The organism is Bordetella genomosp. 1, from assembly GCF_002261335.1.
In the GTDB taxonomy this organism is placed as follows: domain Bacteria; phylum Pseudomonadota; class Gammaproteobacteria; order Burkholderiales; family Burkholderiaceae_B; genus Bordetella.
Genome location: NZ_NEVL01000006.1, coordinates 158,606 through 183,580, shown reverse-complemented (window position 1 = coordinate 183,580; position 24,975 = coordinate 158,606). Strand labels below are relative to the sequence as shown.

Here is a 24,975-nt window from a genome sequence, read left to right as displayed (position 1 = left end):
CCCCCGGAATGGGCCGGCGCGCAGGCGCGCAGAACTTTTCATCCCCGTATTTCCTAAAGGATCTCTCATGAGCCTGCCTACCGATCGCAAGTACACCGCCTCCCACGAATGGGTCAAAGCCGAAGGCGACGTGTTCGTCGTCGGCATCACCGACAACGCCCAGGACCAGCTGGGTGACCTGGTTTTCGTGGGCGACGTGAACGTCGGCGCCCAGCTCAAGGCGGGCGAGACCGCCGGCGTGGTCGAGTCGGTCAAGGCCGCCTCCGACATCTACGCGCCCGTCGATGGCGAGATCGTCGCCTTCAACGAGGAGCTCGAGAACACCCCCAACCTGATCAACGAGTCGGCCTACTCGGCCTGGATCTTCAAGATCAAGCCGGCCAACGCCGCCGACGTCGAGAAGCTGCTCGACGCCGCCGGCTACGAAGCCGTCGCCAACGGCTGATCACCGCCGCGCGGGCCGCATCGGCGGCCCGCTTTGCCGTCACTCCGAGAACACCATGTCGCGCGCCCTAGACACTCATTCCGAATTCATTCCCCGCCACATCGGCCCTTCCGAGGCCGACCAGCAGAAGATGCTGGCCGCCATCGGCGCCGCCAGCCTCGATGCGCTGATCGAAGAAGTGGTGCCTGCCCGCATCCGCAACGAAGCGCCGCTCGCGCTGCCGGCGTCGCGCAGCGAAGCCGACGTGCTGGCCGCGCTCAAGCAGGTCGCGTCGCGCAACAAGGTGTTCCGCAACTACATCGGCCAGGGTTACTACGGCACGCTCACGCCCAACGTGGTGCTGCGCAACGTGCTCGAGAACCCGGCCTGGTACACGGCCTACACGCCGTACCAACCCGAGATTTCGCAGGGCCGCCTCGAGGCGCTGCTCAACTACCAGACCATGGTCGCAGACCTGACCGGGCTGGACATCTCCAACGCCTCGCTGCTCGACGAGGGCACCGCCGCCGCCGAAGCGATGACGCTGGCGCGCCGTGGCGCCAAGTCGCGCAGCAACGTGTTCTTCGTGTCGGCCGGCTGCCATCCGCAGACCCTCGAAGTGGTGCGCACGCGCGCCGAGGGCCTGGGCATCGAGGTGGTGGTGGGCGACGAGTCCGCCGGCCTGCCCGAGTGCTTCGGCGTGCTGCTGCAATACCCGGCCAGCCTGGGCACGGTGGCCGACTACCGCGCCGTGGCCGAGGCCGCGCATGCGCAGGGCGCCGTGGTGGCCTGCGCCACCGACCTGCTGGCCCTGGCGCTGCTGACGCCGCCGGGCGAGTGGGGCGCCGACATCGCCGTGGGCTCGGCCCAGCGCTTCGGCGTTCCGTTCGGCTTCGGCGGCCCGCACGCCGGCTTCATGGCCTGCCGCGACGCCTTCAAGCGCAACATGCCCGGCCGCCTCGTCGGGGTCTCGAAAGACGCGCAGGGCAACCCGGCGCTGCGCCTGGCGCTGCAGACGCGCGAACAGCACATCCGCCGCGAGAAGGCCACCTCCAACATCTGCACCGCGCAGGTGCTGCTGGCCGTGATGGCCGGCCTCTACGCCGTGTGGCACGGCCCGGCCGGCATCCACCGCATCGCCGAACGCGTGCAGGCCTACACCGGCGTGCTGCGCGACCAGCTCGGCAAGCTCGGCCTGAAGGTCGTCAACGACACCTGGTTCGACACGCTGCACATCCAGACCGGCAGCGCCACGCCCGCCATCATCACCGCCTTCGAGTGCGCCCACGTCAACCTGCGCCGCGTCGACGGCGCGCACGTGGCGGTGTCGCTCGACGAGACCGTGACGCTGCAGGATCTGCAGGCCCTGGTGAATCTGTTCGCCGCCGGCCTCGAACACGACGACATCGCGCTCGACGCGGCCACGCTGGACGCGCCCGAGGGCATCCCGGCCGCCGTGCGCCGCACGACGCCGATCCTGTCGCACCCGGTGTTCTCGAGCGTGCAGTCCGAAACCGACATGCTGCGCTACCTGCGCAAGCTGGCCGACAAGGACCTGGCGCTCGACCGCACCATGATCCCGCTGGGCTCGTGCACGATGAAGCTCAACGCGACCGCCGAGATGATCCCCATCACCTGGCCCGAGTTTGCGCTGATCCACCCGTTCGCGCCCGCCAGCCAGACCGCCGGCTACCGCGAGATGATCGAGCGCCTGTCGGCCGACCTGTGCGAGATCACGGGCTACGACAACATCAGCCTGCAGCCCAACTCGGGTGCGCAGGGCGAATACGCCGGCCTGCTGGCGATTCGCGGCTACCACCGCGCCCGCGGCGAACACCAGCGCAACATCTGCCTGATCCCCGCGTCGGCGCACGGCACCAACCCCGCGTCGGCCCAGCTGGTCGGCATGGACGTGGTGGTGGTGGCCTCCGACAGCAACGGCAACGTCGACCTGGCCGACCTGCGCGCCAAGATCGAACAGGTGGGCGACAAGCTCGCCGCGCTGATGATCACCTATCCCTCGACCCATGGCGTGTTCGAGGAAACCGTCACCGAGATCTGCGAGCGGGTGCATGCCGCCGGCGGCCAGGTCTATCTCGACGGCGCCAACATGAACGCCATGGTGGGCGTGGCCAAGCCGGGCAAGTTCGGCTCCGACGTGTCGCACCTGAACCTGCACAAGACCTTCTGCATTCCGCACGGCGGCGGCGGCCCGGGCGTGGGTCCGGTCGCGGTGCGTTCGCACCTCGCGCCCTACCTGCCCGGCGTGGTCAACGAGCAGGGCCGCATGAGCGCCGACACGCCGGTCGGTCCGGTCTCGGCCGCGCCGTTCGGTTCGGCCGGCATCCTGCCGATCCCGTTCGTCTACATCTCGCTGATGGGCGCCGAAGGCCTGCGCCAGGCCACCGAGGTGGCGATCCTCAACGCCAACTACGTGGCGTCGCGCCTGCGCGAGCACTACCCGGTGCTGTACGCGGGCCGCAACGGCCGCGTGGCGCACGAGTGCATTCTCGACACCCGTCCGCTCAAGGAAACCAGCGGCATCAGCGCCGAGGACATCGCCAAGCGCCTGATGGACTACGGCTTCCATGCCCCCACCATGAGCTTCCCGGTGCCGGGCACGCTGATGGTCGAGCCGACCGAGTCCGAAGGCCTGGCCGAGCTCGATCGCTTCATCGACGCGATGATCGCCATCCGCGCCGAGATCGCGCAGGTCGAGAACGGCGAACGCGATCGCGAAGACAACGTGCTGAAGAACGCGCCCCACACCGCGCAGATGCTGCTGGCCGAGGAATGGCACCACGACTACCCGCGCCAGCAGGCGGCCTATCCCTTGCCTGCCGTGCGCGACAACAAGTACTGGCCGCCGGTGGCACGGGTCGACAACGCCTACGGCGACCGCAACCTCGTGTGCGCCTGCCTGCCGATCGAAGCCTACGCCTGATCCCGCTCGCCGCGCCGCCTGAGGGTGGCGCGCGACAGGCAAAACAAAACCCGCCTAGGCGGGTTTTGTTTTTGCTGCGGGGCGGGGCTCAGCGCGGCGCCGGGGTTCCGTAGACGACCTTGGGGAATTCTTCGATCATGTCCAGGAACGCGTCGAACTGGTAGCGCGCGTTGGTCTTGCCGATGCCGCCTTCGGCCACCACGTCCATTTGCAGCACGGCGGCGCCGTTGTCCTCGCCGTAGGCGCGGCTCCAGCGATGCTCGCGGTTCCAGGTGTTGATGGCCTTGAGCGAGGCGGCCTGCTTCTGCTTGAAGGTCGCGGTCCACGCCATCTCCAGGCAGCCCTCGTCGAAGTCGCAGTTCAGGTCGATGCGCACTTCCTGCGCGGCCAGGTCACCCTTGACGATGAACACCGGACCCAGCTCGCCGTCCTGCTGCTCGTAGGTGTAGCCGGATTGCTCGATCAGGCTGGCCACGAAGTCGGGGTCGAACGACCGCACCGTGTCGCTGTCGGCGGTGGGCGTATCCATGTCCATGTCGTCGGCACCGAACGGATCGTCGCCGGCGTCCATGTCGTCGGGATTCATGCCGCCCACCATCTCGTTGATGAGGTCGTCGACCGGCACTTCCTTGCCGTTGAGCAGCGCCTTGCCGTCGGCGTAGGTGAAGGTGGTGGTGAGGGCGTCGCCGTCGTTCTTGGCGAAGTTCATCATCTCGGCCATGCCGGTCAGCATCGCCATCTGTTCCTCGGTCTCTTTCTTGGCCTGTTCGGCGTCGGAGCCCTGGATCTGCAGCACCTTGGCCGCGAGGTCGCTCACCATCGGCTTGTGCAGCGTCAGGCGGGCGTCGAGGTTCTTCACCAGCTGGCGCAGGATCTCGGCGCGGTCGCCGTCGAAGCTGTCGGGCTTGCCGAGCGTGAGCGCCAGCGTGAAGCGGCTCTCGCCCTTGTCGGTCTTCCACGACAGCGGCTCGACCTTGATGGTGGGGTTGCCGGCCAGCACGGTGCTGACCGCGCCCATGGCCTGCACCAGCAGGGCGTCGTAGGAGTCCGAACTCTCCGAATCGCCGGTGGAGAGGTCGCGGATGGCCTTGGTGTACATGTCGTTCAGGCGCTGGGCGGCCTGGCCGTCGATGTTGTCGACCTTCACCGTCAGCTCGCCGCCGCCGAAGTCGTATTCGCCGACCTTGACCTTGGCCACGCGGTAGGTGGCGTCGCCCTGCAGCTTGGCGTCGGTCTCGCCGATGCTCACGCCATAGGTCAGGTCATCGACCGTGACGTTCAGCTTTTCCTGGGGCGCGTTCACGCCGATGCGCTTGATCTGCATGCTGCTCTTGCCGAGCGAGATGCCGAACTTGCCGCGCTGGCTCTGCGCATCCACCGAGATGTCGGCGATGTTCACGTCGAAGGGCTTGCCTTCTTCCTTCATGGCCAGGGTCATGCCCTTGCTGCTCAGGTGGCCCGAGCCGGCAAAGGTCTTGCGATCGAACTCGCCATTGAACTCGGCGCCGGTGAACTTCAGCGTGCCCTGCTCGTCGCTGTATTCCACGGCCGGCACGCCGCCCTTGACGTGGGCCTTGCCGCCGTACGACACCACCGTGTCGGTCCACAGCGGGGTGGCGCCCTTGGTCAGTTCGAACACCTTCTTCAGCACCTCGGTCTGGCCGACCTCGGCGTGCACGAAGGCGAGATGGGGCAGCAGCTGCCCGCGCGCGATGCCGCCCTGCGTGAAGGGGCCGTGCTGGATGTGCGCGTCGAAGCGCAGGCCTTCGGGGATGTCCTTGCCCAGGGAGGGCATGTCGCTCCTGACGACATACTGCGCGTCGGAGGAGAAGAAGCCGCGTTCGTACTTGACCAGTTCGATGCGCAGCGCGAGCTGCGGCGCGACGGCCTTGAGCTCTTCGTTGGCGCGCAGCAGCGATTCCTGCGCGCGCGCCTCGATGCGCTTGCCCGTGTACCAGGTGCCACCCAGCCAGGCACCCGCCAGTACGATGATCACGCCGGACGTGACCGCGACACTCTTCTTCATGCTTGAAGCCTCTCCATGAATGCGCGCGCGCCTTTCGGCGTCTTGCCGCGCCGGGCCCCGGCCCGGGGCTCTTGCCCGCGGCGAGTATAGCCAGCGCATATGGCCCCCGTTCCGCCACATCGTTACGGCTGCCTGCAAAATGTAAGTGCGCGGTGCATCCGCGCCTGAAATGCAAACGCCCCGCACGGGGCGGGGCGCATGGACCGAACCTGGCGGTGCTTATTGCGGGATGGCGCCCAGCATGGCGTCAGCCGGCATTTCACGGCCGTTCAGGTTGATCTTGCCGTCGGCGTAGGTCAGCGTGCTGATGATGTTGTCGCCTTCGATCTTGCCGGCGTTCATCATCACGGCCATGCCGGCGAGCTGGTCGGTCTGCTCCTTGGCCTGGGCCAGCGCCACGTCGGGCGTGAGGCCCTTGAGCTGCAGGAACTTGGCGGTCAGGTCGGTGACCATGGTCTTGTTGAGCACCAGCTTGGTGTCGAGCGACTTGATCACTTGCTGCGCGAGCATCACGGCCGGCACCTTCGCGTTGGCCGGCTGGGCCAGCGTGAGCTTCAGGTTCAGCGTGCTTTCACCCTTGTCGGTCTTCCAGGAAACGGGTTCCAGGGCGATCGTGGGGTTGTTGGCCAGCAGCGGCAGGGCGGCTTCGCCCAGCTTCTGCAGCTGTTCGGGCGGCAGCTGGTCGGCGGGCTGGCCGGCGGCCATCTGTTCGGCGGCGACCTGGTTGTACAGCTTGACCACGTTGGCCAGCGTCTTGCCGTCGAGGCGGTCGAGCTTCATCGTGAATTGCTGGCTGCCGAGCGCCTGGCTGTTCACGTTGAGCGCGCCGGCGCGATACCAGATCGAGCCGTTGACGAACTGATCGGTCTCTTCCGACTTGGCGCCGTAGGCGAAGTCGTTGATGCCCAGCTTGAACTCGGCGCTGTCGACGCTCGCGTCCTTGATGCGCATCTCGGTCGAGCCGGTCTGCATGTCGAACTTGCCCTGGCGCAGGTCGAAGTCGACCGCCAGGTCGGTGGCCTTGAGCGCGGTGCGCGCGCCCGGGGCGGCGCCTTCCGAGCGGTCAGGACCTTCGCCCGTGAACGAGGCGGCGGTCATGGTGCCCTTGGTGCCCTTGTTCGAGCGCGTGTAGTCGCCCTTCAGGACGGCGCCCGAGAAGGCCAGCTTCACGTCGTTTTCGGCGAAGGTGAGCGGGGCGATCTCGGAGTGCATGGTCGCGTTGCCGCTGTAGCCCAGGACCATGTCGCTCCACAGCGGCGTCTTGTCGCCGGACAGCTTGAACCAGGTCTCGGTCTGCGGCGTGCGCACCAGCTCGCTGTGCACGAAGGCCAGCGACGGGGCGAAGTGGCCCGCGGCCAGCGCCTTGCCCGGGAACGGGCCGTGTTGGTAGTGCGCGTCGAACTCGAGCCGGCCGCCATTGGGGAAGGCGTCGGCCAGCTCGGGCGGCACGACGAAGGTCAGGGCGTAGCGGGCGTCGCTCTGGAAGAAGGTGCGCGAGAAGCTGATCTGCTCGACCTTGACGTTGTAGCCGGGCATGGCCTTGGCCAGGTCCTCGTTGGCCTGCGCCAGGCGCTCGGCCGACTCGGCCTCGATCCGTTGGCCGGTGTACCAGGTGCCACCCAGCCAGAGCCCCGCTCCCACAATGACCACGCCTGCGGTGATCGCCACGCCTTTCTTCATCGTTGTTCTACCTTTTTTGATCGGATGATGGCGTTTTCCCGGCGCGAGGCCGGGAAAACAAGGGTAAACCCGCACGGAGTATAGCGGCACATCCGTTTCAAGGTGTGTGACAAACGTGAACGCGCCTTACTTGATACTACATGGCGTCGAGCGGATAGATCGGGCGGCGCACGTTCTTGAATTCGATCTGGTCATAGTCCGAGGTGGTCACGCCGATCCCGGTGCATTCGATGATCTCGGTCGCCATGGCCGAGAAGCCGGCGCGCCAGTGCACCCGGGATTTCAGCACCACGTAGCGCTTCTGCAGCGGATCGATCCCGGCCGACAGCAGGCAGTTGATGTCGAACGGCTCCTGGTGGCGCGACACCACCACGATCTCGACCCGGCCGGTGTCGAGCACCACGGTCAGGCCGGTGTCGTTGCGCACGCCCCGGTACATCGGCCCGCGGTTGAGGTAGACCCCGTCGAACATCAGCTTGACCCGGGCCGTGACGGTGAGGGGGGCGGACTGCACCTTGAGCGCGGGCATGGGCAGCTTGCCGCCCACCTTGAGCGTGATGGTCTTGCCCACGCCGGCGGCGGCCGCTTCCTCGGCGGCCTGCGGGTCGCAGATCGCATAGAAGGCCACGTTGTCGAGCTCCTGGCGCAGGATCTCCGCCAGCACCGTGGTGGTATCCATCGTGCCGCCCGAGCCGGTGTTGTCGAAGTGGTCGAGCAGCACCACGGGACCCTCGGTCAGCGTCTTGGCGCGCGCGATCGTGGGCTCGAGCGGCTCGGGGTGGAACACCCATTGCTCGCGATTGCGCCAGGCGGTGTCGAGCAGCTCGTCGCGCCACTGCTCGGCCTGGGCCCGGTTGGCGTCGACGCAAACCACCGCCGACAGGCCGGCCTCGCGGATGTCGGCGTGCGGGAAGCCGACGAACACCGACGCCGCGAGCGCGCCGTCGGCCTCCATCTGGCGACAGCGCTCCTGCAGCGACTTGTTGGGCTCCGCGTGCGTGCCCTGACACATGATGTGCGGCAGCATGGGCTTGTTGCCCCAGACCATCACCGGCTTGATCTCGCCCTTGAGCATGCGCACGATGGTGTTGGCCGCGCGCACGCCGCTCTCGCGGATGTCCACGTGCGGGTAGGTGTGGAAGCCCGTCACCACGTTGGCGTTGCGGATGATGTCGTCATACACGTTGGCGTGCATGTCGAGCGTCACGCCCACCGGCGTGTCCGGATCGATCTCGCGCAGCCGGCGCAGCAGGTCGCCCTCGGCGTCCTCGATGCCTTCGGCCACCATGGCGCCGTGCAGGTCGAGCAGGATCGCGTCGTAGCCGCCTTTCTTCACCTCGTCGAGGATCAGCTGCGAGAGCGTGGCGTAGGTCCGGGCGTCGGTGGGCGAGCTCGGCCACGACTCGGCCGCGACCGGCACCACGATCTCGGCGCCTTCGCGGCGCGCCACCTCGATGTAGCCGCCCAGGCCGCTGTCGGTGTTTTCGTAGGCCTGGATGGCGCGTTCGCCGGCCAGGATCTCGGGATTGCCGCGAAAGAACCGCGCGAGCGGCGTGGGCACGGGAGAAAACGTATTGGTCTCGTGCTTGATCATTGCCAACAGCCAACGCATTTACTGCTCCTTGTCGTGACCGGCGGCGCGAGGGCGCCGCCTGGCGAATCGTGAATGGCTCAGGCGGCCGCCGACAGCGGCCTGAAATGCTGGAAATCCCAGTCGCGGCCGGGCGCCGCGTCGATCAGCGCGCGGGTGTAGTCGTGGCTGGGCCGGGTCAGCACCGACTCGGCGCTGCCGCTCTCGACCACCTTGCCGCGTTGCATCACCACGATGGTGTCGCAGATCTGGGCCGCCACGCGCAGGTCGTGGGTGATGAACAGCACGCCCACGCCGGTGCGCTCGCGCACCTGCTCCAGCAGCTCCAGCACCTGGGCCTGCACCGACACGTCGAGCGCCGACACGGCCTCGTCGGCCACCAGCACCTCGGGCTCCATGACCAGCGCGCGCGCGATGCAGATGCGCTGGCGCTGGCCGCCGGAGAACTGGTGCGGGTAGCGCCGCATCACGTCGGGCGCGAGCCCCACCACGGTCAGCGTCTCGGCGGCCTTGGCCTCGGCGGTTGCGCGCGCAACGCCGAAGTTGAGCAGGCCCTCGATGATGGATTCGCCGACGGTGCGGCGCGGATTGAGCGAGCGGTACGGATCCTGGAACACGATCTGCACGCGCTGGCGCAGGGGCCGCAGCGCGCTGCCCGACAGCTGGGCAATATCTTGCGAACCCAGCCGCAGCTGGCCGCTGCTGGGCTCGATGAGGCGCACGATGCAGCGCGCCACGGTGGACTTGCCGGAGCCGGACTCGCCCACGATGCCGAGGATCTCGCCCTTGTGCAGCGTAAGGTTCACGTCCTGTGCCGCCACGACCCGGTGCGCACCGCGCCCGAGCATGCCGCCGCCGCTGTCGTAGACGCGGCCCAGGCCGTGCACCGTCAGCACCGGCGCACCCTGCGGCGCGGGCCGCCGGGTCGGCACCAGGCTGGGCACCGACGACACCAGGCGGCGGGTGTAGTTCTGTTGCGGACGCGCCAGGATGTCGTCGCGCGAGCCGCTCTCGATGAGGTCGCCGCGGTTCATCACCACGATGCGGTCGGCGATCTCCGCCACCACGCCGAAGTCGTGCGTGATGAACAGCACGGCGGTCTGGTTCTCGCGCTGCAGCTCCTTGATGAGCGCCAGGATCTGCTTCTGCGTGGTCACGTCGAGCGCGGTGGTGGGCTCGTCGGCGATCAGCAGCTTGGGTTCAAGGATCAGCGCCATCGCGATCACGATGCGCTGGCGCTGGCCGCCGGAGAGCTGGTGCGGATAGGAGGCGTAGATGCGTTCCACGTCGGGCAGGTGCACGGAGCGGAACATGGCCAGCACCTTCTCGCGCCGCTCGGCTGCGCTCATGCGGCGATGCAGGCGCAACACCTCGTCGACCTGCTTGCCGACCGTGTGCACGGGATTGAGCGCGGTCATGGGCTCCTGGAACACCATGGCCATGCGGGTGGCGCGCAGCTCGCGCAGGCGGCGCGGCGTGGCGGTGCTGATGTCTTCGCCCTGCACGCGGACCGAGCCGCTGGCCACGCGCAGCATGCCCTGCGGCAGCAGGCCCATGACGGCCAGCGAGGTGACGGACTTGCCCGAGCCCGATTCGCCGACCACGCAGACGGTTTCGCCTGGATTCACGTCGAGGCTGAGATTGCGCACCACGCGGTTGCCGGCGCCCTCGACCTCGACGCTCAGGTTGCGGATCGCCAGCACGGCGTCGCCCGTGTCGCCGGCGGCGGGAGTGGGGGAGTAGTTCATGGTGTCAGCTCCGGCGTGCCATTTTCGGGTCGAGGGCATCGCGCAGCGCGTCGCCCAGGATGTTGACCGCCAGCACGGTCAGCGACAGGAACAGGCCCGGGAACAGGATCAGGCCCGGCAGCATGCGGAAGTACATCCGGCCCTCGGACATGATGTTGCCCCATGAGGGAATCTCGGGCGGGATGCCGGCGCCGAGAAAGCTCAGGATGGCCTCGGTCAGCATGGCCGATGCGAACACGTAGGTGCCCTGCACGGTGAGCGGCGCGATGGTGCTGGGCACCATGTGGCGCCACAGCAGCAGCGGCAGCGGCGTGCCGAGCGCCAGCGCCGCCTCCACGTAGGGTTCGCCGCGCACGCTCAGGATCTGGCCGCGCACCAGCCGCACCACGCGCGGGATTTCCGGCAGGGTGATCGCGATCAGCACCGTGGTGAGGCTCGCGCCCTTGACCGACACCAGCGCGATTGCCAGCAGGATGCCGGGGATCGCCATGATGGCGTCCATGGTGCGCATGATGAAGCCGTCGAGCACCCGGAACCAGCCGGCCAGCAGGCCGATCACCAGGCCCAGGCCCACGCTGATGGCGGCGGCGCCGAGGCCGGCCACCAGCGAGATGCGCGCGCCGTAGACGACGCGCGACCAGACGTCGCGGCCGAAGGCGTCGCTGCCGAACAGGAAATCGCCGAACGGTGGCTTCAGGCGCGCGCCGGGGTTGATGGCCGTGGGGTCGGTGGTGCCCAGCCACGGCGCCAGCAGCGCACACGCGGCGATCAGCACCAGCACCACCAGCGCCAGCATCACGGGCCAGCTGCGCAGCTCCTGGCGCACGCGCGTCCAGGCGCTCGATTGGGGCGTGCCTTCGCCGGGGAGGGGGCCGTCGGCGAGGGCTTCGGTTTGAGTCTGCGTCATGGAAGTCCTTTACCGTCAGTACCGGATCCGCGGATCGAAGATCGTGTAGGCCCAATCGACCAGCAGATTGATGAACACGTAGACGAACGCGAAGAACAGCGTCAGGCCCTGGATCACCGGATAGTCGCGGGCGAGCACGGCCTCCACCACCAGGCGGCCCAGCCCCGGGATGTTGAACACCGACTCGGTGACCACCACGCCGCTGATCAGCAGCGCGATGCCGACGCCCACCACGGTGGCGATCGGCACCGCCGCATTGCGCAGCGCATGGCCGAGCAGCACGCCGGTTTCGCTCAGGCCCTTGGCGCGCGCGGTACGGATGAAGTCTTCGCCCATGACCTCGATCACGCTGGTGCGCGTGATGCGCGCGATGAGCGCCACATACACGGTGGAGAGCGCGAGCGCGGGCAGGATCAGGCGATGCAGGAAGGGCCACAGGCCCTTCTCGAGCGGCGTGTAGCCCTGCACGTTGAACCAGCCGAGCTTGATCGCGAAGCACCAGATCAGCACGTAGCCGGTGACGAACACCGGCACCGAGAAGCCCAGCACCGAAAAGCCCATCACGGCGCGGTCGAGCAGCTTGCCGCGGCGCCACGCCGCCAGCACGCCGAGCGGTATCGCCACCAGCAGCGTGAAGAGCAACGTGAGCACGGCCAGGCTGAGCGAGGGCTCGAGCCGCTGGCCGATCAGCTTGGCCACCGGCACGCCGGACATCAGCGACTGGCCCATGTTCCCCTGCAGCAGCTGGCCGCTCCAGATGAAGAACTGCTTGACCAGCGGCTGGTCCAGGCCCATGGCCTGGCGGATCTGCGCGATGCGTTCGGGCGTGGCGGCATCGCCCGCCATGGCCACGGCGGGATCGCCACCGCTGGCGCGCAGGATGGCGAACACCACGACCGCGACCATGATGAGCACGGGTATGGTCGCCAGCAGACGACGAAAAAGGAACGACAGCATATGTTTTCCCCCTGCTGTGTTGCGAGCCCGCGGGGCGGGCCGGCCCGGTGGGCCTGCCGGACGCCCCGCGGGCGCCCGGCGCGAGGCTGACCGTGGCTTACGGCGCCTTCTTCACGCTCCAGAACGCGAACACCGGCGCGTGCACCAGGCCCGAGAGCTTGGTGGAATAGACCGTGGGCACGGACATCTGGCCCAGCGGCACGTACAGGCCCTCGTCGATGCCGATGCGTTGCGCCTCGTCGGCGATCTTTTTCTGTTCGGCGGGGTCGGAGGTGAGGGCGAACCTGGTGCGCAGCGCCTCGATCTCCGGCATGTCGGGCCAGCCGAACCAGGCGTTGTCACCGTTGGCCGCGGCCGGCGCCGAGCGCACCGGGTCCATGATGTCGGTGGCGTACCAGTTGGTGTTGTGGATGTTCCAGCCGCCCTCGGCCGGCGCCGACTTCGACGCGCGGCGCGTGGCCACGGTCTGCCAGTCCATGGCGGCCAGGTTCACGTTGAAGCCCGCCTTGCGCAGGGCCTGGGCCATCACTACGGGCTGGGCGCTGAGCGTGCCGACGTCGGTGGCATGCATCACCAGGATGGGCGTGTTGTCGTAGCCGGCTTCCTTGAGCAGCTGCTTGGCCTTCTCGATGTTCGACGGCACGGTGACGTCCTTGCCGATGTCGCTCGAGAACGGCGTGCCGCAGCCCCACAGCGAGGCGCAGGTCTGCCAGTACTTCGGATTGCCCACCAGCGCCTTCATCACGTCTTCCTGGCCGATGGCATACATCGCGGCCTGGCGGATCTTCTTGTTATTGAAGGGCGGGTACTTGAAGTTGAAGCGGTACATCGTGAAGTAGCCGACCGGGCTGAGCGTTTCTTCCTTCAGGTCGGCATTGCCCTCGACCATGGGCAGCAGGTCGTAGGGGAACTGTTCGACGAAGTCGATCTCGCCGCCGAGCAGCGCATTCGCGGTGGTGAGGCCGTCGGGCATGACGTCCCATTCGACCTTGTCCACGTTCACGACCTTGCCGCCGGCCAGCGCGCTGACGGGCTCCTTGCGCGGCACGTAGTCGGTGTTCTTCACGTACACCGTCTTCACGCCGGGCTTGAACTCGGCGACCTTGAACGGGCCGGAGCCGGTCATGTCGGTGATGGGCTTGCCGATCGGCACCTCGGCCACGCGCTTGGGCATCATGAAGGCCGCCGTGCCGGTGGGCTTGGACAATGCCCGCAGCGCGAGGTCGGTGGGCTCCTTCATGACGATGCGGAAGGTGTTGTCGTCGACCTTCTCGATCTTGTCGGTGAACTTCAGCAGCGTGCGGCCCATGCCGTCGCCGGCGGCCCAGCGCTGGATCGACGCGACGCAGTCGTCGGCCGTGACCGGCTTGCCGTCGTGCCACTTGAGGCCGGCGCGCAGCGTCATCGTGTAGGTCTTGCCGTCTTGCGAAACCTCCCACTTCTCGAGCATCTGCGGCTGGATCTTGTTGTCGGCGTCGGTGGCCAGCAACGTGTCGTAGATCATGTAGCCGTGCCACGTGGTGATGTAGGCGGTGGTGGCGTGCGGATCGGTGAGGCGCAGCGGCGAATGCATGACCGCCTTGATGACGGTCTCGGCGCTGGCGGCATGCGCCGCAAACAGCGTGACGCCGGCCAGCGCGGCCGTACGGACAAACTTGAGCATCGGAAATCCCCTTATCGTGCAGCGGGCGGCGCGCGCTCGCGCGTCGCCGTCGTTGTGGAGGAGCCGATCCGCGAACGCGGATGGCCTCAGGGTAAGTCTGCTGAGTCGGGCCGCGAGGGCCCGGGGTCTGTCATGCCGCCTGGCGCGCGAACGCCGGACCGCATGGCGCCATTCTGATGCCCTGCCGCAACCGTGTCCATGGTTGTTTAGCCGCATCCATCAGCATCGATCCGGGCGCTTCGCACACCAGGATGACGTGCGCGATGTCGGTGAAATCGGCGCGGAAATGCGCGGTGCTCTTGACCACCAGGATCGCCGCGCGCGTGGGCTCGACGCCGGCGAAACGGAACATCTCCTGATCGGCCATCTGCACCTTGATCGAGGCCACGATGATGCGCACGTCGTCGATGCGCAGGCAGGCCGAGGGCCCCAGGTCCATGTGGAAGCCGCGGTAGAACGCGCCGTGCGTGTCGAACCGGCCGTCGGAAATCTTTTCCACGATGAAGTCGGCCTGCAGGGGCTCGTCATCGGGAATACCCGAGTGTCCACCCAGCGAGAGACGCACGGTCTTGCCCTCGCCCGCGCGATGCGCCGCGAGCGCCGCGTCGGGATCCACGATCAGGCCGATCGCGGCGTGCTGCGCCTTGTTGCGGATCAGCGCGCGCAGCACGCCGGTGGTGTCGGAGCTGCCGCCCGCGCCCGGGTTGTCCTGCACGTCGGCGATCACCACCGGCTTGGTGGCGGTGCGTGCGATGGCCATCGCCTCGCGCACGGCTTCGTCGGGGCTGTAGATCTTGCCGCCGAACTGCGCCTCGGCGTCGAGCACGGCGCGCGCCATTTCGTCGGCCGCCGCATCCGCCTCGCGCTGCGTCTGGCCATAGGCCCAGACGGCCGGCGCGCACTCGGGGAAATCGGCCGCCGGGAAGCCGGTGGCGAAGGAGAGGCTGAACACGCCGCGCGCCTCGAGCTCGTCCACCATGCGGTAGAGGCCGCGGGCGGGTTCGATGTCGGTGGATTGCCAGCACAGCGAAATCAGGTAGGGCAACTGGCGCAGGCACACCTTGGGCCGCGGCATGCCGTCGAGCCGGCGTTGCAGCAGCGCGGCGGCGCGCGCGCCCGTCTCGGCCATGTCGATGTGCGGGTAGGTGCGATAACAGACCAGCGCGTCCGCGTTGCGCACCATGGTCTGGGTCATGTTGGCGTGCAGGTCGAGGCTGGCGACCAGCGGCACGTCGGGGCCGATCAGCTCGCGCACGCGGCGCAGCAGCTCGCCTTCGCCGTCGTCGTGGTGTTCGGTGACCATGGCGCCGTGCAGGTCGAGATAGACGCCGTCGAGCGGCAGCGCCCGGCGCAGGCCGTCGAGGATCAAGGTCGCGATGCGCTCGAACGCGTCGCGCGTCACCGGTCCGGAGGGGCTGGCCGCGGCCCAGGTGGTGGGCAGCAGCGTGTGCTGCGGCATGGCTTCGATGAAGCCCGCCACCGGTATGTTGGCGCCGGCCACCGCGGCGAACATCGGCTCGCCGCTGACCAGTTTCGGCCAGCCGCCGCCCTTGTCGGCAAAATCTTCCCAGGCCGCGCGCGAGGGCGCGAACGTGTTGGTTTCGTGCTGAAAGCCGCCTATCCCGATACGCATCGGAAAACCCCTTGTTGAAAGTTGTTTTTGATCGCTCGCAGACTGCCGACGCGTCGGGCGCGTTCTGAGGTGTTATGCGGTACTGCGTCTCCGTGTGCGGTAATGCGGTAATGCGTCGATGCACGGGGCGCGCCGTCCGGGCGCGCCCCGCTGGGTCTTACTTGGCCACCGGCATGGTGAACTCGGCGCCCTTGGCGATGCTGTCGGGCCAGCGCTGCATCACGCTCTTGTAGCGCGTGTAGAAGCGCACGCCTTCCTCGCCGTAGGCATGGTGATCGCCGAACAGCGAGCGCTTCCAGCCGCCGAACGAGTGCCAGGCCATCGGCACGGGGATCGGCACGTTGATGCCGACCATGCCGACCTGGATCTGGCGCGCGAAGGCGCGCGCCACGCCGCCATCCGAGGTGTAGCAGGCCACGCCGTTGGCGAACTCGTGCTGGTTGATCAGCGCGACCGCGCTGGCGAAGTCGGGCACGCGCACCACGCACAGCACCGGGCCGAAGATTTCCTCGCGGTAGATGTTCATGTGCGGCTGCACGTGATCGAACAGCGTGCCGCCCAGGAAGAAGCCGTTTTCGTGGCCGGGCACCTTGAGCTTGCGGCCATCGGCCACCAGCGTCGCGCCGGCGGCGATGCCGTCTTCGATGTAGCCCAGCACCTTGCCGCGATGCTGCGAAGTGACCAGCGGGCCCATCTCGGCATCGGCTTCCATGCCGTTCTTCACGATCAGGCTTTCGACGCGCGGCTTCAGGCGCTCGATCACCTTGTCGGCCACGTCGCCCACCGCCACGGCCACCGAGATCGCCATGCAGCGCTCGCCGGCGGAGCCATAGGCCGCGCCCATCAGCGCATCGGTGACCTGGTCGAGATCGGCGTCGGGCATCACCACCATGTGGTTCTTGGCGCCGCCCAGGGCCTGCACACGCTTGCCGCGGCGCGTGCCCTCGGAATAGATGTATTCGGCGATCGGGGTCGAGCCCACGAACGACAGGGCCTGCACGTCGGGGTGCTGGATCAGCGCGTCGACCGCGGTCTTGTCGCCGTGCACCACGTTGAACACGCCGTCGGGCAGGCCGGCTTCCTTGAGCAGCTCGGCCAGGCGCACGGCGGCCGAGGGATCGCGCTCCGAGGGCTTGAGCACGAAGGTGTTGCCGCAGGCCAGGGCCACCGGGAACATCCAGCAGGGCACCATCATCGGGAAGTTGAACGGCGTGACGCCGGCCACCACGCCGAGCGACTGGCGCATGCTCCAGTTGTCGATGCCGCCGCCGATCTGGTCGGTGTACTGGCCCTTGAGCAGATGCGGGATGCCGCAGGCGAATTCCACCACTTCGATGCCGCGCGTGACCTCGCCCTTCGCATCCGAGAACACCTTGCCGTGTTCGCGCGTGATGAGTTCGGCGAGCTCGTCCTGGTGCTGGTCGAGCAGGGCCTTGAAGTTGAACAGGATGCGCGCGCGCTTGAGCGGCGGGGTCTCGGACCAGGCGGGGTAGGCGGCCTGGGCGGCGGCCACGGCCAGGCCGACGTCGTCGGGCGAGGCTAGCGAGATGGTGCTGCTCACCGTGCCGGTGGCCGGGTCGAAGCCCTCGGTGTAGCGGCCGCTGCGGCCTTCGTAGGACTGGCCGTTGATGAAGTGCGTGATCTTTTTCATGAGAGTCGGTGCTGCTGCGTGGCTTGGAACATGAACGCCGCGCCCGTGGGCGCGGCGTTCGCCGCCGGTCAGGGCGTGAGGGTCAGGCGGTTTCCTTGAGGATCTTGCCGATACGGTCGAACAGCTCGCCGATCTGCGCTTCGTCGATGATGAGCGGCGGCGAGACGGCCAGGATATCGCCGGTGTAGCGCACCAGCAATCCACTGTCGAAACATTTGTGGAAAACCTCGGCCGCGCGGGCGCCGGGCGCGCCGTCGCGCGACTTGAGTTCGATGCCGGCCACCAGGCCGATGTTGCGGATGTCGACCACGTGGGGCGCGTCGCGCAGCGCGTGCGCGGCCGCCTCGAACGCGGGCGCCAGGCGGGTGGCGCGCTCGAACAGCTGCTCGCGCTTGTAGATGTCGAGCGTGGCCAGCACGGCGGCCGCGGCCAGCGGGTGGGCCGAATAGGTGTAGCCGTGGAAGAACTCGATGCCGCCCTGCGCGCTGTTCACGATGGCGTCGTGCACCTCGCGCCGCACGGCGACCGCGCCGGCCGGCACCGCGGCGTTGCTCACGCCCTTGGCCAGCGTGATCAGGTCGGGCGTCACGCCGAAGTATTCCGAGGCGGTGCCCTTGCCGAGCCGGCCGAAGGCGGTGATCACCTCGTCGAAGATCAGCAGGATGCCGTGGCGCGAGGTGATCTCGCGCAGGCGCTCGAGATAGCCGCGCGGCGGGATCAGCACGCCGGTGGAGCCGGCCATCGGCTCGACGATCACGGCCGCGATGGTGGACGGGTCGTGCAGCGCGACGAGGCGCTCGAGCTCGTCGGCCAGGTGCGCGCCCCATTCGGGCTGGCCCTTCTTGAAGGCGTTGTGTTCGAGGTTGTGGGTGTGCGGCAGGTGGTCGACGGCCGGCAGCAGGGCGCCGGAGAAGGTCTTGCGGTTGGTGGAGATGCCGCCGACCGAGATGCCGCCGAAGCCCACGCCGTGATAGCCGCGCTCGCGGCCGATCAGGCGCGTGCGCTGCGCGTCGCCGCGCATGCGGTGGTAGGCCAGCGCGATCTTCAGCACGGTGTCGACCGACTCGGAGCCCGAGTTGGTGAAGAAGATGCGGTCCAGTCCGGCCGGCATCATCGAGGCCACCGCCGTGGCGGCCTCGAAGGCGAGCGGATGGCCGAGCTGGAAGCCCGGCGCGTAGTCCATCTCGCCGGCCTGGCGCGCGATGGCCTGGGTGATCTCCTCGCGGCAATGGCCGGCGTTCACGCACCACAGGCCGGCCGTGCCGTCCAGGATCTGGCGGCCGTCGGCGGAGGTGTAGTACATGCCCTTGGCGCTCGCCAGCAGGCGCGGATTGGCCTTGAACTGTTTGTTGGCGGTGAAAGGCATCCAGAGATGCGACAGGTCGGGCAGGCCGGCGGGGGCGTTCATGGGGGACTCCAGCACAGAGGTGCCTGACAGCCGGCGGCCGCCAGGAAAGATGCAGCGATTCTGGCCCGCCCGTTTTCGAATGAAAATATACAATCCATGCAAAAGCCCCAAACTGTATAGATTGATCTTCTCGAGCCGTACAGAAACGTGATCGACTTCCAGCCCGTGCGCCGCCGCGACGGCGGCCCCACCCTCGTGGAGCAGGTGATACAGGCGTTCGCGCGCGCCATCGAGCAGCAGGTGCTGCGTGCGGGTATGTCCGTACCCTCGGTGCGCGAGTTCGCGCGCCAGCACGGCATCAGCACCTTTACAGTGGCCAGCGCCTACAGCCGGCTGGTGGCGCAGGGCTGGCTGGCCGCGCGTCCGGGCGCGGGCTACCGCGTGATCTCGCCCGGCCGGCCGGCCCGGCCCGCGGGTCCGGCCGCCTCCTGGACCCCGCCGCGCGTGAGCCCGGCCTGGCTGCTCTCCGACATCTATGCCGACCATTCCATCCCGATCAAGGCCGGCTGCGGCTGGCTGCCGGGCGAATGGCTCAACGAAGAGGGCCTGCACCAGGCCCTGCGCCACATGGGCCGTGTACCCGCGCTGCGCATCTCGGGCTACGGGCATCCCTACGGCTACGCGCCGCTGCGCGAGAGCGTGACCGCGGCGCTCGCCACCCATGGCCTGCTGGCCGAGCCCGACCAGGTGGTGCTGACGCAGGGCGTGACGCACGGGCTCGACATGGTGATCCGCACGCTGTTGCGGCCGGGCGAGACCGTGCTGGTCGAGCAGCCCTGTTATGCCAACCTGCTGCAGCTGCTGCGGCTCAACGGCCTGCACGTGCTGGCCGTGCCGCGCAACGAGGCGGGGCTCGACATCGCCGAGCTGCAACGGCTGGTGCAGGCGCACGCCCCGCGCGCGCTGTTCGTCAACACCGTGCTGCAGAATCCGTCGGGCATGAGCCTGACCATGGCCAACGCCTTCAGGCTGTTGCAGCTGGCCGAGCAACACGGCCTGTGGCTCATCGAGGACGACATCTCGCGCGACCTGCTGCCCGGCACCGGGCCGCTGCTGGCGGCGCTCGACGGCGGCGAACGCGTGGTCTATCTCGGCGGCTATTCGAAGATCATCAGCCCCTCGGTGCGAGTGGGCTACGTGGTGGCCCACCGCGACGTGATCCGCGACATCGCGCGCACCAAGATGGCGGTGGGGCTGACCTCGCCGGAGATCATGGAGCGCGTGGTGCACCAGGTGATCCGCGAGGGCCGCCTGCGCGCCCACGTGCAGCGCACGCGCGAGCGGCTGGCCCAGGCCCATGCCCAGGTCTGCCGTCACATGGACGATTCGGGATTCGAGATCGCGGCACGGCCGCAGGCCGGGCTGTTTCTGTGGGCGCGGCCCTCGGGGCGCTGGCGCGATCGCGGCGCCTCGGCGCTGGCCGAGCAGGCGCTGCGCGACGGCATCTGGCTGGCGCCCGGCAGCTACTTCGATGCGGCCGACAACGACACGCCGTGGCTGCGCTTCAATGTGGCGTATTCGGGTGCGGGCGAGCTGTGGCGCTTCATGCGCCGGGCCTGCGCGCCCGCGTGACGCGGCGCCGTCAGGCCTGCCGTTCGTAGACCACGAAGTCGTAGCGCAGCCCGTTTTCCTCGGGTTGCGGCGCGCGCGAGGTCTCGACCCAGCCCGCGGGCAGGGGCGGGAAGAACGCATCGCCATCGACCTCGGCATGGATCTCGGTGGCGATCACGCGCTGCGCCAGCGCGAGGGCCTGCGCATAGATCTGCGCGCCGCCGATCACGAAGATCTCGCCCTCGTTGCCGGCCGCGGCGATGGCCTCGGGCAGCGACGCCACCACCTCGGCGCCGGGGGCGGCGTAGGCGCTGTTGCGGCTCACCACGATGTTCTGGCGTCCCGGCAGCGGCCGGCCCAGCGATTCCCAGGTGTTGCGGCCCATCACGATGGGGCGGCCCAGGGTGGTGCGCTTGAAGTGGGCGAGGTCGCCCGGCAGTTTCCAGGGCAGGGCGTTGTCGCGGCCGATGGCGCGGTTGGCGGCATAGGCCACGACCAGGCTCAGGACGGGCTTGGTCATGGTGAGGATGCGAAGACGTGGGCGGGTTCAGACCGCCATCGGGGCGGTCAGCGGGGCGTGGTGCTGGTAGCCCTCGAGCACGAAGTCGGCGGGCTCCACGCGTTCGAGCCATTCGGGCTCGTAGCGCTGGGTCTGGTTGTAGTCGGGAATGCGATCCGACAGCACCAGGCGCGGCGACTCGTAGGGCGTGCGCGTCAGTTGCTCGCGCAACATCGGCAGGTGGTTTTCGTAGATGTGCGCATCGCCGATGAAGTACGTGAACCAGCGCGGCGTGTAGCCGGTCAGGCGGCCCACCAGGTGCAGCAGCGCCGCGCCTTCGGTGAGGTTGAACGGCGTGCCCAGGCCCACGTCATTGGAGCGGATGTACAGGCACAGCGAGATTTCGCGCGTGGTGGCGTTGGGCAGGAACTGATAGAGCAGGTGGCACGGCGGCAGCGCCATCTCTTCGAGCTGCGCCCAGTTCCAGCCATGGAACAGGATGCGGCGGTCGGCGGGATTCTGGTGGATGGTGTCCAGGCACTGGCGCAGCTGGTCCACGGCCTTGTAGAGCAGCACGTGCGGCGCGCCGTCTTCGTCGACCTCGGCAACCTGCCGATAGCCGCGGCCCAGCGCGTCGGCGATCTGGCCCGCGCTGGCGCGCGGCACCAGCTTGTAGGCCGGCCACTTGCGCCACTGCACGCCGTAGACCGGACCGAGATCGTCAGGGCCGTCGCGGTAGGGGTTGGCCAGCCATTGCGCGTTCTCGTTGGCGTTCTGGTCCCAGACCTTGCAGCCCAGCGCGCGGAAGTCGGCCGCGCTGTCGTAGGCCCGCATGAAACCGACCAGCTCGCCGATCGCCGACTTGAACGCCAGCTTCTTCGTGGTCACGGCCGGAAAGCCCTGCTGCAGGTCGAAGCGCAGCATCGCGCCCGGCATCGACAGGGTGCGGATGCCGGTGCGGTTCTGCTGCCAGGCGCCGTGATCGAGGATGGACTGGACGAGGTCGAGATACTGTTTCATGGGGCGGAGTGCGCGGGTATTGCGGTAAAGACGGAGGGCCGGCGCGCCATCGCGGGCGCCGGCCGGGCAGGGCTCAGGCGGCGCTCGCAGCTGCGCTCGCAGCGGCCTGGCTGTCGACGATCTCGACCGAGAAGGTCAGTTCGGCGGTCTTCTCGAGCATGGCCGAGGCCGAGCAGTATTTTTCGTGCGACAGCGCCACGGCGCGTTCGACCGCGGCCTGCGGCAGCTTGCTGCCGGTCACGGTGAAGGCGAAGTGGATCTTGGTGAAGACCTTGGGATCGGTGTCGGCGCGCTCGGCGTTGAGCTTCACGCTGCAACCGGTCACGTCGTGACGGCCGCGCTTGAGGATCAGCACGACATCATAGGCGGTGCAGCCGCCGGTGCCGGCGAGCAGCATTTCCATGGGACGCGGCGCCAGGTTGTGGCCGCCGCCTTCAACGGCGCCATCCATGTTGGTGACGTGGCCGCTGCCGGTGCTGGCGGTGAACAGCATGCCCGAGGGGCCGCCCCAGTCGATCGTGCATTCCATCTTCGTGTCCTCTGCTCGCTGCGCGCGGCTTGCGCGCCATCAAGGGGGAATCATAACCGGCCGCTACAATGGACCGGCCATAGCCCCTGCGAGGAACGGGGGATGGTCACGCCTCATCGTTTTCGCTTCAAGGAGCCGCCATGTCGTTTGCCCATACCGCCCCAGCTTCCAGCCCGCTGATCCGGCGCGCGGGACCGCTCGACGGGCTGCTGGGCGAGATCGACTGCGCCCTGCAGGTGCTGTCGCGCAGCGTCGTGGCCGGGCGGGCCTATCCGGCCCAGGCCCAGGAGGCGCCGCAGGCCCTCAGCGAGGCCGACAAGCGCCACGCGGCCGGCCTCATGCGGGTCAATCACGTGGGCGAGGTCTGCGCCCAGGCGCTGTATCGGGGCCAGGCGCTGGCCTGCCGCGAGCCGGCCGCGCGCGAGCTGCTGCTCGAGGCCGCCGCCGAAGAGGTCGATCACCTGGCCTGGTGCGACACCCGCCTGCGCGAGCTCGGCAGCCGGCCCAGCCTCATGAATCCGGTCTGGTACGCGGGCTCGTTCGCGCTGGGCGTGCTGGCCAGCGTGGCCGGCGTGCCGCGCAACCTGGGCTTCATGGCCGAGACCGAGCGCCAGGTCGAAGCCCACTTGGACGAACACCTGAAGACGCTGCCGCCGGCCGACGCGCGCTCGCGCGAGGTAGTGCAGCAGATGAAGATCGACGAAATCGGCCACCGCACCACGGCCGAGCGCGCCGGCGCCGTGCCGCTGCCGGGTCCGATCAAGGCCGCCATGCGCGCCATGTCCAAGGTGATGACCACCACGGCCTACCGCGTGTAGGACGTCCGCCCGACTATGGTCGGGGCCGGGTGAATAGCGGGGGCGGATGGTGCAATGCGATATAACGGGCGCCCGGCGCCCGTTTTTCATGTCACCGAGCCTTTCAGTTCCGTGAGCCGCCTAGGGTAAGCCCGAGAGGGTTTTCCCTTTGGGGCTTTACCCTTCCGTTGCCTGAGAGTGAGCGCTGGCGCGGTTTTGCGGCCGGTGAGCTGCTCAGTTGATGCGCAGATCCAACAGCAACAAGATGCAAATCCGGAGCCCGAAAAAAATCTTGCATCGCACAAAACAATGCTCTACTATTCATTCAACGGATGCCGAAACGCGAGAGCGGTCCGAGCGACAAGCAGAATGCAGCGCTCCCCCTCGCAGGATGTTCCGGGCAGGTCCCACCCGCCCGATGCCGTCCCGGTGTGCCACGGTTGTCTCCTCCACCCTCCTCCTTTGGTGGATTTAGCCCGAGATCTTACGATCTCGGGCTTTTTTTTATCCCGCGCCAAAGCGTCCCCATTTTTGGGCCCCTGCCGGGCTGCGTACGCGTTTTCCCCTAAATAGTCCGGTGCGCCGAGCGGGAAAGTTCTACAATCCCCCACGCAGACCCTCGCAAGCTTGCGGCCTTCCGAAACAGGTCAGGCCCGGCGAGGCTGCGGAAGGCCACGCCCCGCTGCCTGGTTGCGGGGCCCGATTCAGGGGAAACGCGTTGGCGTTACGTTCTGTGCCCCTGACTTGCACTTGTTCATTCGTCCCATATATGGTCGTTACACCTGCCCCAGATAATGGCGGACCTGTCTCGATAGACCAACCAAAGGTGATTCTGTGACCTGGCTGTATATCTGCGTGGTCGCATTCATGGTGGGGGGACTCATCGTGGCGTCAGAGCGCTGGCACGGCGCATTTACTGGCGACAGCGATCTCAACAAGCCCCAAGCCTCCCACTCGCGCGCCACGCCGCGCGTCGGCGGCCTCGCCGTTCTGGCCGGTTCGCTTGCCGGGTTGCTGGTGCTTGGCCCGAGCAACATGACCCTGACCTGGCTCTGGCCCGCGCTGTTCGTGTCCGCGCTGCCGGTGTTCGTGGCGGGCCTGCTCGAAGACATCACCAAAGACATCGGCGCCAGCAAGCGCCTGCTGGCGGCCTTCGCGTCGGCGGCGATCGCGTGGTGGCTGCTCGGCGGCGTGAGCCGCGTCGGCATGCCGTGGGTGGACCTGGTGCTGTCGTACTGGCCCGTCTCGCTGCTGTTCACGATGTTCGCGGTCGGCGGCTGTACCCATGCGCTGAACATCGTCGATGGCATGAACGGCCTGGCCGGCATGGTCGCCACCCTGATGGCCGTCTCGATCAGCCTGGTCGCGCTGCAAGTGGGCGACATGCCCATCTTCATGATTTCCGCCGCGCTGGCCTCGGCCACGCTGGGCTTCCTGGTCTGGAATTTTCCGTTCGGCCGGGTGTTCCTGGGCGATGGCGGCGCATACTTCCTCGGCTTCATGCTGGCCGAGCTGGCGGTGCTGCTGGTGGTGCGCAACCCCTCCGTGTCGCCGTTCTACGCGCTGGCCGTGCTGTTCTATCCGGTGTTCGAAACCGGCTTCTCGATCTGGCGCCGCCGCTTCAAGCGCGGCGTGCCGGTCGATCAGCCTGACGCGCTGCACCTGCACCAGCTGGTGTTCCGCCGCCTGGTGCGCGTGACCTTCTCGCGCGGCCGCCGCCATGCCGTGCCGGCGCTGTGCAACGCGCTCGCTTCGCCCTATATGTGGGTGCTGGCGTTGATCGGCCTGGTGCCGGCCACGATCTGGTGGGACAACGCCTGGGCCCTGTGCGCCAGCATCCTCGTGTTCGCCGGCGTCTATACCTGGCTGTACGTGCGGCTGGTTTCGTGGCGGCGCCCCGGGTGGCTGTTGCTGCCCTCCGTGCTGCGCACGCATTGATCAACGGAA

Annotated in this window: 18 protein-coding genes; 5 read left to right on the top strand and 13 right to left on the bottom strand. The window is 68.1% G+C overall.

Features of this window, described 5'->3' with window-relative positions:
• Positions 1-67 precede the first annotated feature (67 nt).
• Both gcvH and gcvP read left to right on the top strand, forming a co-directional pair.
• Entirely contained in the window at positions 68-445 is a 378-nt protein-coding gene (gene gcvH / locus CEG14_RS22935) for a glycine cleavage system protein GcvH (protein ID WP_094828727.1), read from the top strand.
• Positions 446-500: 55 nt separating this feature from the next.
• Positions 501-3,368: an aminomethyl-transferring glycine dehydrogenase gene (gcvP, locus tag CEG14_RS22930; RefSeq protein ID WP_094828726.1), complete on the top strand. Its 2,868-nt coding sequence runs from the start codon at positions 501-503 to the stop codon at positions 3,366-3,368.
• Positions 3,369-3,456: 88 nt separating this feature from the next.
• On the opposite strand, the gene CEG14_RS22925 is transcribed toward gcvP, so the two are convergent.
• From CEG14_RS22925 to CEG14_RS22880, 10 genes are all read right to left on the bottom strand, one after another.
• Positions 3,457-5,394 carry a DUF945 family protein gene (locus CEG14_RS22925; protein ID WP_179280659.1) on the bottom strand — a complete coding sequence of 646 codons (1,938 nt, stop codon included), beginning with the start codon at positions 5,392-5,394 and terminating at the stop codon, positions 3,457-3,459.
• A 219-nt stretch (positions 5,395-5,613) separates the two neighbouring features.
• Positions 5,614-7,062: a YdgA family protein gene (locus tag CEG14_RS22920; protein ID WP_179280658.1), complete on the bottom strand. Its 1,449-nt coding sequence runs from the start codon at positions 7,060-7,062 to the stop codon at positions 5,614-5,616.
• Between the two features lie 148 nt (positions 7,063-7,210).
• On the bottom strand, positions 7,211-8,686 hold the full coding sequence (locus CEG14_RS22915) for a M81 family metallopeptidase (RefSeq protein WP_094828723.1): 1,476 nt from the start codon (positions 8,684-8,686) through the stop codon (positions 7,211-7,213).
• 59 nt (positions 8,687-8,745) lie between these two features.
• The gene (locus CEG14_RS22910; RefSeq protein WP_094828722.1) at positions 8,746-10,413 is read right to left on the bottom strand and encodes an ABC transporter ATP-binding protein; all 1,668 of its coding nucleotides are present in this window, start codon (positions 10,411-10,413) and stop codon (positions 8,746-8,748) included.
• A gap of 4 nt (positions 10,414-10,417) precedes the next feature.
• Positions 10,418-11,320: an ABC transporter permease gene (locus tag CEG14_RS22905; RefSeq protein ID WP_094828721.1), complete on the bottom strand. Its 903-nt coding sequence runs from the start codon at positions 11,318-11,320 to the stop codon at positions 10,418-10,420.
• 15 nt (positions 11,321-11,335) lie between these two features.
• Entirely contained in the window at positions 11,336-12,277 is a 942-nt protein-coding gene (locus CEG14_RS22900) for an ABC transporter permease (protein ID WP_094828720.1), read from the bottom strand.
• A gap of 97 nt (positions 12,278-12,374) precedes the next feature.
• Positions 12,375-13,940 (bottom strand): ABC transporter substrate-binding protein, encoded by a 1,566-nt coding sequence (locus CEG14_RS22895; protein WP_094828719.1) that lies wholly within the window; start codon positions 13,938-13,940, stop codon positions 12,375-12,377.
• A gap of 130 nt (positions 13,941-14,070) precedes the next feature.
• The gene (locus CEG14_RS22890) at positions 14,071-15,573 is read right to left on the bottom strand and encodes a M81 family metallopeptidase (RefSeq protein ID WP_094828718.1); all 1,503 of its coding nucleotides are present in this window, start codon (positions 15,571-15,573) and stop codon (positions 14,071-14,073) included.
• 157 nt (positions 15,574-15,730) lie between these two features.
• A complete protein-coding gene (locus tag CEG14_RS22885; protein ID WP_094828717.1) occupies positions 15,731-17,224 on the bottom strand; it encodes a CoA-acylating methylmalonate-semialdehyde dehydrogenase in 1,494 nt (497 codons plus the stop codon).
• Positions 17,225-17,306: 82 nt separating this feature from the next.
• Positions 17,307-18,632 carry an aspartate aminotransferase family protein gene (locus CEG14_RS22880; protein WP_179280657.1) on the bottom strand — a complete coding sequence of 442 codons (1,326 nt, stop codon included), beginning with the start codon at positions 18,630-18,632 and terminating at the stop codon, positions 17,307-17,309.
• A gap of 147 nt (positions 18,633-18,779) precedes the next feature.
• Here CEG14_RS22880 and CEG14_RS22875 point away from each other — a divergent pair, with 147 nt between their 5' ends.
• Positions 18,780-20,204, top strand: coding sequence for an aminotransferase-like domain-containing protein (locus CEG14_RS22875; RefSeq protein WP_094828716.1), 1,425 nt, complete (start codon positions 18,780-18,782; stop codon positions 20,202-20,204).
• 10 nt (positions 20,205-20,214) lie between these two features.
• Here the strand turns inward: CEG14_RS22875 and CEG14_RS22870 are convergent, their stop codons facing one another.
• From CEG14_RS22870 to CEG14_RS22860, 3 genes are all read right to left on the bottom strand, one after another.
• Positions 20,215-20,703 (bottom strand): dihydrofolate reductase, encoded by a 489-nt coding sequence (locus tag CEG14_RS22870; protein ID WP_094828715.1) that lies wholly within the window; start codon positions 20,701-20,703, stop codon positions 20,215-20,217.
• Between the two features lie 27 nt (positions 20,704-20,730).
• On the bottom strand, positions 20,731-21,702 hold the full coding sequence (locus CEG14_RS22865) for a thymidylate synthase (RefSeq protein WP_094828714.1): 972 nt from the start codon (positions 21,700-21,702) through the stop codon (positions 20,731-20,733).
• A gap of 73 nt (positions 21,703-21,775) precedes the next feature.
• Positions 21,776-22,231 (bottom strand): OsmC family protein, encoded by a 456-nt coding sequence (locus tag CEG14_RS22860; RefSeq protein ID WP_094828713.1) that lies wholly within the window; start codon positions 22,229-22,231, stop codon positions 21,776-21,778.
• 140 nt (positions 22,232-22,371) lie between these two features.
• On the opposite strand from CEG14_RS22860, the gene coq7 reads away from it, so the two are divergent.
• On the top strand, positions 22,372-23,049 hold the full coding sequence (gene coq7 / locus CEG14_RS22855) for a 2-polyprenyl-3-methyl-6-methoxy-1,4-benzoquinone monooxygenase (protein ID WP_094828712.1): 678 nt from the start codon (positions 22,372-22,374) through the stop codon (positions 23,047-23,049).
• Between the two features lie 813 nt (positions 23,050-23,862).
• Positions 23,863-24,966, top strand: a complete 1,104-nt coding sequence (locus CEG14_RS22850; protein WP_094828711.1) for an MraY family glycosyltransferase — start codon at positions 23,863-23,865, stop codon at positions 24,964-24,966.
• The last annotated feature ends 9 nt before the right edge of the window (positions 24,967-24,975 follow it).

What these genes read in the sequence shown, in the direction of transcription:
- CEG14_RS22900 (WP_094828720.1), bottom strand. Translation starts at nt 12,277, where the DNA reads ATGCTGTCGTTCCTTTTTCGTCGTCTGCTGGCGACCATACCCGTGCTC.
- CEG14_RS22870 (WP_094828715.1), bottom strand. Translation starts at nt 20,703, where the DNA reads ATGACCAAGCCCGTCCTGAGCCTGGTCGTGGCCTATGCCGCCAACCGC.
- gcvP (WP_094828726.1), top strand. Translation starts at nt 501, where the DNA reads ATGTCGCGCGCCCTAGACACTCATTCCGAATTCATTCCCCGCCACATC.
- CEG14_RS22885 (WP_094828717.1), bottom strand. Translation starts at nt 17,224, where the DNA reads ATGAAAAAGATCACGCACTTCATCAACGGCCAGTCCTACGAAGGCCGC.
- CEG14_RS22890 (WP_094828718.1), bottom strand. Translation starts at nt 15,573, where the DNA reads ATGCGTATCGGGATAGGCGGCTTTCAGCACGAAACCAACACGTTCGCG.
- CEG14_RS22905 (WP_094828721.1), bottom strand. Translation starts at nt 11,320, where the DNA reads ATGACGCAGACTCAAACCGAAGCCCTCGCCGACGGCCCCCTCCCCGGC.
- CEG14_RS22865 (WP_094828714.1), bottom strand. Translation starts at nt 21,702, where the DNA reads ATGAAACAGTATCTCGACCTCGTCCAGTCCATCCTCGATCACGGCGCC.
- gcvH (WP_094828727.1), top strand. Translation starts at nt 68, where the DNA reads ATGAGCCTGCCTACCGATCGCAAGTACACCGCCTCCCACGAATGGGTC.
- CEG14_RS22925 (WP_179280659.1), bottom strand. Translation starts at nt 5,394, where the DNA reads ATGAAGAAGAGTGTCGCGGTCACGTCCGGCGTGATCATCGTACTGGCG.
- CEG14_RS22860 (WP_094828713.1), bottom strand. Translation starts at nt 22,231, where the DNA reads ATGGAATGCACGATCGACTGGGGCGGCCCCTCGGGCATGCTGTTCACC.
- CEG14_RS22910 (WP_094828722.1), bottom strand. Translation starts at nt 10,413, where the DNA reads ATGAACTACTCCCCCACTCCCGCCGCCGGCGACACGGGCGACGCCGTG.
- CEG14_RS22915 (WP_094828723.1), bottom strand. Translation starts at nt 8,686, where the DNA reads ATGCGTTGGCTGTTGGCAATGATCAAGCACGAGACCAATACGTTTTCT.
- CEG14_RS22880 (WP_179280657.1), bottom strand. Translation starts at nt 18,632, where the DNA reads ATGAACGCCCCCGCCGGCCTGCCCGACCTGTCGCATCTCTGGATGCCT.
- CEG14_RS22895 (WP_094828719.1), bottom strand. Translation starts at nt 13,940, where the DNA reads ATGCTCAAGTTTGTCCGTACGGCCGCGCTGGCCGGCGTCACGCTGTTT.
- coq7 (WP_094828712.1), top strand. Translation starts at nt 22,372, where the DNA reads ATGTCGTTTGCCCATACCGCCCCAGCTTCCAGCCCGCTGATCCGGCGC.